Annotated in this window: 9 protein-coding genes; 1 reads left to right on the top strand and 8 read right to left on the bottom strand. The window is 60.4% G+C overall.

The features are described from left to right. The 8 genes from mnmG to rpmH form a co-directional block, all read right to left on the bottom strand. The coding region (mnmG, locus tag H0V34_01795; GenBank protein ID MBA2490473.1) for a tRNA uridine-5-carboxymethylaminomethyl(34) synthesis enzyme MnmG at positions 1–1,012 on the bottom strand (1,012 nt) is incomplete at its 3' end. A gap of 19 nt (positions 1,013–1,031) precedes the next feature. Further along, positions 1,032–1,976: a methyltransferase domain-containing protein gene (locus H0V34_01790; GenBank protein ID MBA2490472.1), complete on the bottom strand. Its 945-nt coding sequence runs from the start codon at positions 1,974–1,976 to the stop codon at positions 1,032–1,034. A gap of 194 nt (positions 1,977–2,170) precedes the next feature. Next, the gene (locus H0V34_01785; protein ID MBA2490471.1) at positions 2,171–2,878 is read right to left on the bottom strand and encodes a hypothetical protein; all 708 of its coding nucleotides are present in this window, start codon (positions 2,876–2,878) and stop codon (positions 2,171–2,173) included. Positions 2,879–3,040: 162 nt separating this feature from the next. Next, a complete protein-coding gene (mnmE, locus tag H0V34_01780) occupies positions 3,041–4,429 on the bottom strand; it encodes a tRNA uridine-5-carboxymethylaminomethyl(34) synthesis GTPase MnmE (GenBank protein ID MBA2490470.1) in 1,389 nt (462 codons plus the stop codon). Continuing rightward, entirely contained in the window at positions 4,429–6,138 is a 1,710-nt protein-coding gene (gene yidC, locus H0V34_01775; GenBank protein ID MBA2490469.1) for a membrane protein insertase YidC, read from the bottom strand. Before yidC ends, mnmE begins: the two co-directional genes overlap by 1 nt. Positions 6,139–6,152: 14 nt before the next feature. Continuing rightward, complete coding sequence (gene yidD, locus H0V34_01770; GenBank protein ID MBA2490468.1) at positions 6,153–6,434, bottom strand: membrane protein insertion efficiency factor YidD; 282 nt, start codon at positions 6,432–6,434, stop codon at positions 6,153–6,155. Next, entirely contained in the window at positions 6,398–6,772 is a 375-nt protein-coding gene (gene rnpA, locus H0V34_01765) for a ribonuclease P protein component (GenBank protein MBA2490467.1), read from the bottom strand. The genes yidD and rnpA overlap by 37 nt, the downstream gene beginning before the upstream one ends. Positions 6,773–6,830: 58 nt before the next feature. Continuing rightward, on the bottom strand, positions 6,831–6,965 hold the full coding sequence (gene rpmH, locus H0V34_01760; protein ID MBA2490466.1) for a 50S ribosomal protein L34: 135 nt from the start codon (positions 6,963–6,965) through the stop codon (positions 6,831–6,833). A 168-nt stretch (positions 6,966–7,133) separates the two neighbouring features. On the opposite strand from rpmH, the gene dnaA reads away from it, so the two are divergent. Continuing rightward, positions 7,134–8,144 (top strand): chromosomal replication initiator protein DnaA (gene dnaA / locus H0V34_01755; protein ID MBA2490465.1); only part of this gene is annotated, 1,011 nt, incomplete at its 3' end.

Here is an 8,144-nt window from a genome sequence, read left to right as displayed (position 1 = left end):
GGCGCGTAATATGCGCCTGCTCGAAGCCGGCAATCGAGCGCACCAGCTTATATTGCGTCTCGAACGGCAGGCTGGTGGAGATACCGTTGGGATATACCTCGCGCGTGGTCAAGCCTTCCGGCTCGATGAAGATCTGATGCGAAGCCTTGTCCGCGAACCGCACGACCTTGTCCTCGATAGACGGACAGTATCGCGGCCCGACGCCTGCTATCGCGCCGCTGTACATGGGCGATAAATGCAGGCCGGCGCGAATGAGGTCGTGCGTGCGTGGATTCGTGTGCGTGATGTGACAGCAGACCTGGCGTGGATGCTGTTCGGACCGGCCTGTAAACGAAAATACGGGCACCGGCTGATCGCCCGGCTGTTCCTGAAGTAGGTCGTAATCAATGCTGCGCCCGTCGATGCGCGGCGGCGTGCCCGTCTTCAGGCGTCCGACTTTGAGTGGCAGTTCGCGCAGCCGTGTCGCCAGCGAAACGGCAGGTGGATCGCCGGCGCGCCCGCCGGTGTGGCTCGACTCGCCAACGTGCATCCTGCCGCCCAGAAAAGTGCCGGTGGTAAGCACCACTGCGCGCGCGCGAAATTCAAGACCCATCTGCGTGACCACGCCGGTCACGCGCTCGCCCTCGATTAGCAGATCGTCTACGGCCTGCTGGAAAAGGCTTAAATTTTCTTGCCGTTCCACCGCTTCTCGAATCGCCTGCCGATACAACACCCGGTCGGCCTGTGCGCGGGTGGCGCGCACGGCGGGTCCCTTGCGGCGGTTCAGGATTCGAAAATGGATGCCGGCACTATCCGCGGCGCGCGCCATGACGCCGCCCAGCGCGTCGATCTCTTTGGTCAGGTGCCCCTTGCCGATGCCGCCGATGGCCGGGTTGCAACTCATCTGGCCGATGGTCTCGATGTTGTGGGTGAGCAGCAAGGTGCGCGCGCCCGTGCGCGCGGCGGCGAGCGACGCTTCCGTACCCGCGTGTCCGCCGCCGACAACAATCACATCGAATGTGAGAAAACTCATGATGGACGGCGATGGGTGCTTAGCAGCAGCCGCTCTTGGCGCCGGCCTCGGAGGTCTGCGCTATTCGACCGGGCGTGCAGTCGAACAGGCCGTAATGCACTTGCCTGTCGCCCACCACACGAAAGTGTGGCGCGTAACGCGTTTGCTTGAGCATATCCGCCGTGTTGCCGCACACCAGCATGGGTTTGCCGGTGACAAACCGGTGATGATCGTCCAGCTCGAAGCCGTGCGGATGCGAAGGACAGGTGCCGAGATAATAGGCAACCTGACCGTAATCCTCGCAACGATCTTCGAGATCCAGCTTGAAGGCGCGCACGGTCATGGAATAGAAGCCGATATTGCCGGCCTTGTGCGCGATGTCGGCATCATGCAAATCAATACGGCTGGATTGACTAACGCGCGCATCGAGGCAGCCAACCCGCGCCATCGCGCGACGAATGTCCTCGATATACATGGCGCCGCCCAGACATTCGCCGAGCATCACCGGATCGCGCGCAAGCTCCACGGGAACACGTCGGTCGGCGAATACATCCGAGAAATATAGCTCGCCGCCGGGTTTGAGCACGCGGAAGATCTCGCTGTATACCTTTGGCTTGACGGGCGAGAGATTCATCACGCAATTCGATACCACCGCATCGACCGTGTCATCGGCAATGCCAGCGGTTTTCAGATCCTCGATGTATCCCTGATAAAACTCGACGTTGGCGTAACCGAATTTCTCCGCGTGCCAGTCACGATGCCGGCGCGCGACGGCGAGCTGTTGCTCGGTCATGTCCACGCCTAGCACGCGCCCGTCAGCGCCCACCAGCTTCGAGAGCAGGTAGCAGTCACGCCCGGTTCCGCAGCCCAGATCCAGCACAGTCGCACCCGCCAGCGCGGGGGGAATCGGCGATCCACAACCGTAAAAGCGATCCTTGACCTCGCTGTGAATGTCCTTGAGCAACGCAGCCAGGTGCGCGGGCATCGCCGCGGCCGTGCAGCACGCGCTGGTCTGCAGGTCAGCGGAGGATTTCAGCACCTTGCCATAATAGTCACTCACCAGGCGGTGAGTATCCGCACCATTTTCATCGCACCGCGCCTGAGCGACGCCTGATTCATCGTTCACGAAAACTCCCGAAGCTTGAGACGCCAATCTCTATCGCGCGCGCGCCAATGCATCTACAAACCCACGGCTACGCGCAGATTGTAAGAAGTCGCGCCGCCCACATTATCGATCTCGCCTATCAACTGAAATGGCAGGAATGTCAGACGTGCGCCCCCGAAGACACGCGTATCGTTGAATCTTTCGCCGTCGAGGGCGAGCTCCTCGTCGGGATTGCTGAACGCGAACACCTGGCCCACACCTGCATAAGGCGTGAAAAACGCGAAACCTTTCGAGGCCGACACATCGACACTCAAGGTCTGCATGCTGAACTGGTCGATCCCCTCCAGATTGGTCCCGGCCACCCTGGTACCGATGGCGGGCAGCACCACGTTGCCAGGCACGAAGGCGTAACGGATTTCACCGCCGTACAGCCGCACGCTGTTGCTAGGATCAGCCGAGTAGAAGGCGCCGATATCAAATCCCGCCGGCAGGCCTTTGGTGACGCCGATACCGACAGTCCCGAGCTGCGAGACCTCTTCGCCAACCAGGTCTTCAAACGCCTGTTCGTTATCGATCGACGTGTAGCTGCCGATTATGCCGACGTTGAACCCCGTCAAACCGAGCGGCTCGGTGGGGTTCAATGTCTTGTAACTGAATGCTGCGGCCAGGTCTTCCGAGACACCGCGGAAAGCGCCCTGATCGGGATTGATAATGTCGATGTCGACCGCGCCGGCCTGCGACGCGAACGACACCAGTAGCGCGACCGCGCCTGCTCGAACCATACCGTCCTCCTTATATAGAACATTGACCGCCTGGCGACCCAGTCGCTCGTAACCGTTCCTGCGCTGTGTCGGTGTGCGTTTAGGATAGCGCAATTCGAGCTCGAATCCAGATACATGACCTGCCCAGCACCTGCGATCGCCTCAGGCGATGACCGACACGCTTCATTTGCCGATACAAAACCTGGAAAAAATCCGTCCCAACAAGTCATCGGAAGTAAATTCGCCAGTGATCGCGACCAAGGCCTGCTGTGCGGCGCGCAACTCTTCGGCGAGCAGTTCGCCGGCCCGCTGCGAACTCAATACGTCTTGCGCGCGCGCCAGCGCGAGGCCGGCGGACTGTAATGCCTGGAGATGACGTCGGCGGGCGAGATAAACGCCTTCCGGGCTGGCGTTGAAACCCGCGTGCTTCTTCAGTGCCTCACGCAGCGCGTCCAGACCCGCGCCCGTGAGCGCCGAGACGTACACGACGCCATCGCGCTCGCCGGCGAGCGTGTCGCCAAGATCGATCTTGTTCCAGACCGTGACAACTGGCGTACGCGCGGGCAGTCGCCCAAGAATACCCTGCTCCTGCGCCTGCACGCCGCAGGCACCATCCACCACCAGCAGGATCAGGTCGGCAGCCTCGATTTCCAGCCACGCTCGTCGTACGCCCTCGCGCTCGGCGGCGTCGGCGCCCTCACGCAGGCCCGCGACGTCGATGACTCTCAATGGCATGCCGTCGATCTGTATGTCCTGCCGCAGAACGTCGCGCGTAGTGCCCGGAAGTTCGGTCACAATCGCGATATCCGTAGCCGCGAGACGGTTGAGCAGGCTCGACTTGCCCGCGTTGGGTCGCCCGGCGATAACGATGCTCAAACCCTCGCGCAGCAGACTGCCCTGACGCGCGCTATCGAGCACGCCGTCCAGCCGCTCACGCAATGCGCGAAGACGTTGAGCGACTGTGTCGTCGGCCAGAAAATCGATCTCCTCATCCGGAAAATCCAGCGCCGCTTCCACAAAGCCACGCAGCTCGATCAGACTATCGACGAGATCATGGATTGCACTTGAAAAGTCGCCGTGCAATGAGCGCAGGGCACCGCGGGCGGCCTGTTCGGTGTGACTGTCGATCAGATCGGCGATCGCTTCGGCCTGCGCGAGGTCGAGCTTGTTGTTCAGGAATGCACGCTCGCTGAACTCGCCGGGTCGCGCGATCCGGGCGCCGGCGGCGACCACGCTATTCAACACCATATCCATCACCACCGGCCCGCCGTGGCCTTGCAGTTCCAGCACGTCTTCGCCCGTGAATGAATTCGGTCGCGGAAAAAACAGCGCGATGCCGGCATCGATCGGATGACCTTGTGCATCCCGAAAGGCTTGGTATGTGGCCACCCGCGGCGAGGGTAGGCTGCCCAACAGCGTTATTGCGATTTCCGCGGTATTTGGGCCTGACACGCGCACCACACCAATGCCGCCACGGCCAGGCGGCGTGGCAACCGCGGCGATAGTCTCTGCTAGCGCTACGCTATGAGTCAATCGTGATGGTTTCGGGCGACGATGCGCAAACAGGCGCATCAATCCTGCTCAGCGGGCTTGACGCCGCGCTCGATGCGTTTGGTGATCACCCACTGCTGCGCGATCGACAACAGATTATTGACGAACCAGTACAGCACCAGGCCGGAGGGGAAGAATGCAAAGAACACCGTAAACACCACCGGCAATACCATCATCACCTTGGCCTGAATCGGGTCCAGGGGCGCCGGATTAAGCTTTTGCTGGATGAACATCGTCACGCCCATCAGGAGTGGCAGAATAAAGAATGGATCGCGGCTGGAGAGGTCGTTTATCCAGAGCATAAAGTCCGCCTGACGCATCTCCACGCTTTCCAGCAACATCCAATATAGGGAGATAAAAACCGGTATCTGCACCAGGATTGGCAGGCAACCGCCCAGCGGGTTGATCTTTTCGGTCTTGTACAACTCCATCAGCGCCTGATTCATCTTCTGCTTGTCATTGGCGTAGCGCTCCCGGAGTGCCGCCATGCGGGGCTGCACGTTGCGCATCCTGGCCATGGACTTGTAACTGGTCTCCGACAGCTTGTAGAAAGCCAGCTTGATCAGCAGGGTCAGGATTACAATTGCCCAGCCCCAGTTGCCGACAACATCGTGAATTTTCTCCAGCGCCCAGAACAGTGGCTTGGCGAGCACCGTGAAAATACCGTAATCCACCACCAGGTCCAGGCCCTGGGCGATTTCATCGAGGTGCTCCTGCAGCTTGGGCCCGACAAAAATGCGGGTGTTGAAGGTGCCGCTGGCGTTTGGCGCGACGTTCAAAGCGGCGGAGCGCAGGCCGATGATATATTGCGGCTGACCGCCTTCGCGCACCACGTTGGTGTAGTAGAAATTTCGCTCGTTCGCTCGCGGCACCCACGCGGAGACGAAATAGTGCTCCAGCATCGCGGCCCAGCCGCCCGTGATCTCGCGGCTTAAACCCTCGCCCTGCATGTCGTCGAATGGCACTTTTTCGTAATGGCCGTCGTAATACGCAGCCCCCGTGTAGGTGTAAAGCAGCATGGATTTATCTTCGTCACGAATGGGGCCGTGCCGTAACTGACGATACTGCCGGCCGCTCCAGGCCTGCTCGCTGCGATTAACGACGGTGTGGCTAACGTCGATAAGAAAATCCCGGCGATGAAAAGTGAATACCTTTCTTACCAGTACGCCCGAGGGGCCTTGCCAGGTCAGCGGCACCCGCAGTTCGTCCTCGCCGGCGCGCAGCCGGTATTCATCGCGCGCGGCCGTATAGATCGCATGGTGAGTCGGCGCCAGATGCTCGCCCGTACCCCCGTGAGCGGTGCGATCATGAACCAGACCGGACTGCGCGATGTATACCCCGAGCGCCGGATCGCTGTGCATCAGCACGAACGGTTCGTCGGGGTCATCTGCGTTTGCCGGGTAGGTTGGCAACGCGGCGCGACGAATGTCACCACCCTCGGTATCGATCTCGATGTCGAGCACGTCCGTGACGACCCGGATACGCCTGCCGCCCGCCGTCGCTGCGCGTGGTTCGGCGATGCCCCCGACGTTTTCCGGCACCACTGGCGATTGCGGCACATCAGCACGGTTGTTACTCATGTCGCCGGCTGGAAGCGCGCGAGTCTGGTTCGTGCTCTGGGACGCTGGACTCGGGTCCGGGCGGGGGCCATAGTCGCGCTGCCACGCTGACCAGATGAGGAACAACGTGAGCACCAGCGAAAAATAGAGCAGCACTCGCTGGCTATCCACAGGCATATAATTCCTTAGTCGTGCTTGCGCGCATGTTCGATCAGGCAGGGATAGCTGTTAGTGGCGCGGGGCAACGGATCGAAACCGCCGGCGCACCATGGATGACACCGCAGCAGCCGGCGCAACCCGAGATAGCCGCCGCGCAGCGTGCCATAAGTCTCTATTGCTTCAATCGTGTAACACGAGCACGTCGGTGCGAACCTACAGTGCTGTCCGAGATACGGGCTCAGTGCCAGCCGGTAAAGCTTGAGTATCCGAATCAGGAGTGTCTGCATCGATTTCTTACACACTGCCAGAGCTTTCGCAGTGCCGCCAGCAGTTCGGCATGGGTCATGTCGTTAATAACCGGCCGGCACATTACCACCAGATCGACGGCCGGGAGGTCGTGTTGGGCCGCGCGGAAACTTTCTCTGACCAGACGCTTGATGCGATTCCTAGCCACGGCTCGCCTGGCGCATTTTTTCGAGATCGCGAGTCCGAGCCGGGCATGCGCGCACGGGCCGGGGCGCGCCAGAATCGTGAACGCGCGGTCGCTACAACGAACGGCCTCCTCAAAAACTCGGCGGAATTCCCGAGCGTCGGTGAGGCGCACCCGAGGGCTGAAGCGTTGCCCCTGTTCGATGTGCGCGGCTATCGGTTGGTTAGCAACTACTCAAGTGCCTGTTAAGCGCTTGCTTAAGAGGCGGACGTTTTTATGGACAGAGTTTCGCTCTGCCCTTGGCGCGCCGGCTGTTTAACACCCGACGCCCGCCGTTGGTGCGCATGCGCACCCGAAAGCCGTGCGTGCGCTTGCGCCGCAGTTTGCTCGGTTGAAATGTTTGCTTCATGGTGTGAGTCCGGCTGAACGCGGGCGAAAGGGTTGCAAACATAATCAGCGCCGAATGGTTTGTCAATTTTGGTATGCGCGCCACCGTCCCGGCGTGTGGATAACTCGTGTCGCGCGAGCTAAACTGCGCCGCTAGTCCGGTCGGGCAAGTCAGTGGGTGGGGTTTATTTTGGCGGCGAATTCGCTCTGGAACAGATGTGTCGGACGCTTGGAAAGTGAGCTTCCCGAACAGCAATTAAATCAATGGATAAGGCCGCTGCACGCGGTCGAGGATCATGGGTCGCTGCGGTTGCTGGCGCCCAATCGATTCGTGCTGGACTGGGTCCGGAACCATTTTCTGGAACGCATCAGACAGCTTGCGGAAGGTCTTGCCGAGGATGCACACCCGGATATCTCGCTGGAGATCGGCAGCCTCAGTCAGGAATCGCGCCGTGCGCAAGCCGGAAAATTCACAGTTGCGACGGTAAAATCCGCAAAATCTTCCGGTCCGGCGCCCGCCCTGGTCGCTTCGAACATTAATCCAAACTTTACCTTCGACAATTTTGTCGAGGGCAAATCGAATCAGCTCGCCAGGGCCGCCGCCCTACAGGTGGCAATGCACCCGGGCGTCGCTTACAACCCGCTGTTCATTTACGGTGGCGTGGGGCTGGGCAAAACTCATCTCATGCACGCAATCGGCAACTACGTGCGCGCCCATGATGACCGTCGCCAGGTGGTCTACCTTCACTCCGAGCGTTTCGTTGCCGACATGGTCAAGGCCCTGCAACACAATGCCATCAATGAATTCAAACGGTTTTATCGCTCGGTAAATGCCTTGTTAATCGACGACATCCAGTTTTTCGCCGGCAAGGATCGGTCCCAGGAAGAGTTTTTCCATACTTTCAACGCGCTGCTCGAGGGTCAGCAACAGATCATCCTCACCTGTGACCGCTATCCCAAAGGGGTGGAAGGACTGGAAGAGCGGCTGAAATCACGCTTTGGCTGGGGACTTACGCAGGCCATCGAACCCCCCGATCTCGAAACACGGGTCGCGATCATGCAGCGCAAGGCCGAGCAGGGGAAGATCGAACTGCCCGGCGATGTAGCCTTTTTTGTGGCCAAACGCATTCGCTCCAACATCCGCGAGCTCGAGGGCGCTCTACACAGGCTGGCGGCGACTGCGCGGTTTACGGGACGCCCC

It is taken from the genome of Gammaproteobacteria bacterium, from assembly GCA_013696315.1.
GTDB lineage: Bacteria > Pseudomonadota > Gammaproteobacteria > JACCYU01 > JACCYU01 > JACCYU01.
This window is presented reverse-complemented; position numbering and strand designations above follow the sequence as displayed.